This window comes from Pontimonas sp. (genome assembly GCF_031581085.1).
Lineage (GTDB): Bacteria > Actinomycetota > Actinomycetes > Actinomycetales > Microbacteriaceae > Pontimonas.
Genome location: NZ_JAVLBO010000059.1, coordinates 1 through 1,930, shown reverse-complemented (window position 1 = coordinate 1,930; position 1,930 = coordinate 1). Strand labels below are relative to the sequence as shown.

At 55.6% G+C, this 1,930-nt stretch carries 2 protein-coding genes; both read right to left on the bottom strand.

Features of this window, described 5'->3' with window-relative positions:
* Nucleotides 1-120: 120 nt before the first annotated feature.
* Nucleotides 121-873, bottom strand: a complete 753-nt coding sequence (locus RI518_RS07820) for a fumarylacetoacetate hydrolase family protein (protein ID WP_310689814.1) — start codon at nucleotides 871-873, stop codon at nucleotides 121-123.
* Between the two features lie 118 nt (nucleotides 874-991).
* Nucleotides 992-1,930 (bottom strand): catechol 1,2-dioxygenase (locus RI518_RS07815; protein ID WP_310689813.1); only part of this gene is annotated, 939 nt, incomplete at its 5' end.

Here is a 1,930-nt window from a genome sequence, read left to right as displayed (position 1 = left end):
AATCCTCCGCTGTGGCCTCGTACTCAAGCTTGTCTTCCGAATTGAGACGGAAAATTGTGGGCGCCTCGAACACGCACTGCCCATAGTTTTGGCATTTGACCATGTCGACGTTGATTTTGATCATTGTGTTTCCTCCACTGTCGATGGATATAGGTCCTTTGAGGGCGTGCGAATGCCACGAAACTCCCAGTCGCCCCCCATAGCAGTCGAAACCACCTCTTCACTCTCTGTCGGTTGCGCACCGACGTCTGTTCGAATGGGCGTGGGGCCTTCCACAATATGGTTGCGAAGGATGCCCAGCCCTTCGACCTCCACCTCGACCACATCTCCCGGCACTACGGGGCGAGAATTTGCCGGGGTTCCCGAGAAAAGAAGATCTCCCGGCTCCAGGGTGATTGTTCGGGCAATATCCGCCACGAGATAGTGCATATCCCACTCCATGTTGGCGGTGCTGTCTTCCTGCCTCACGTTCCCGTTGACCAAGGTGCGAATTGCTTTATTGCGAAAGTCCCAATCCGTCACTACGCCCGGGCCCACAGGGGCCAAAGTGTCCGACCCTTTCACACGCAACATCGAGCCGGCATCGGTGTCCCGAAAATCGTGCAACCCGTAGTCGTTGCCGATGGTGTACCCAGCGATGTACTCCCCTGCGTCCGCAGCAGAGATATTTCGTGCTGTCTTGCCCATGACGATGACGATTTCACCCTCATAATTCAACCACCGACAGCCTTTCGGCCTGACGACCGCGCCTTGATGCGAATTGAGCGCCGTCACAGGTTTATGAAAATAGGTCGGTGCAGCGGGCAACTTGGTGAGAAACTCATCGGTCCGGGATTGGTAATTCAGGTGCACGGCAATGATTTTTGACGGCATCACGGGAGCCAGGTGGACAGCCTCAGCCACACGAACCCGGCGACCGTCGGGAGCTACCAAATCCTCCCCGTCCCGACGTACCGTGACGGGATAGCCCTCGAGCGCGATCCTGCGGAACTCAGTCACGACTGAGAACCAAGTCTTTCGGAGCGGGAAACCCACCTTCGGGCTTATCAAACCAGACGTGCACTTGCCCGGTACCAATAGAGTTTTCGTACTCGCTGTACAGCCTCCCCTTGGCCTCAAGATTTTCTTCTCCGAGCGCACCGGCTAGAGCCAGATAGTGGAAGAAACCGGCTTCTGGCTTGTACTTCCGGAAGGTATCGAAGTCGTCCAGTATTGCCTGGTGATTTCCCTCTTTCATCCACTCCAGCACCTGGAGATCGTACTGGTAGGCCTCAGGCGTGAAAATGTGACTGGGATCGCTGGACTCGTGTTTGCGAAGATCTCTGAGTTTGTGGAAGGTGTGCGAGAGTGCCCCGGAGCCGAGGATGAGAACTCTCGAATCGGACTCCAAAATCCCTTGCCCCACTGCACGGCCGGCGCGAATAAAGTCCTCGGGTGTCGCGGTTTGGCAGACTGACAGGGAAATCCATTTTTTGTCATCGAGGCCCCGCCCAAGGTAGTGCCAAAGATTAGTCGTCGCGTAAAAAATGGGAAGGTGGGGATCAGCAATCGGCGTAATCCACGTGCCATTTTTTTCATCTTTTTCGGCGATGGCGTGCGCTAACTCAGGGTCGCCTTTGAAGGCGTAGGGAATTTGAGTCATCCCGCGCGGCAGCTCCTCGGAGGTAAATAGACCTGAGCGCTCGGCCGCCGACGTGATCACAAATTCGACCGTGGTGGCCCAGTGACTGTCAAGAACGAGTACCGTGTCATAGTCCAGAGTTTCAAATATCTCTTGTCGCAGCCGTTTCAGACCCGGCACCAGGGAGATTTCTTTACCCTCGTTGAGGTCTTTTCTCACGTCCTCCGGCAACATGATGGTGGGAACGTGAGCGAGAACTGCCGCTCCAACGACTTCTCCCATGGTCTTACTCCTTCCATCCTTCAGGTG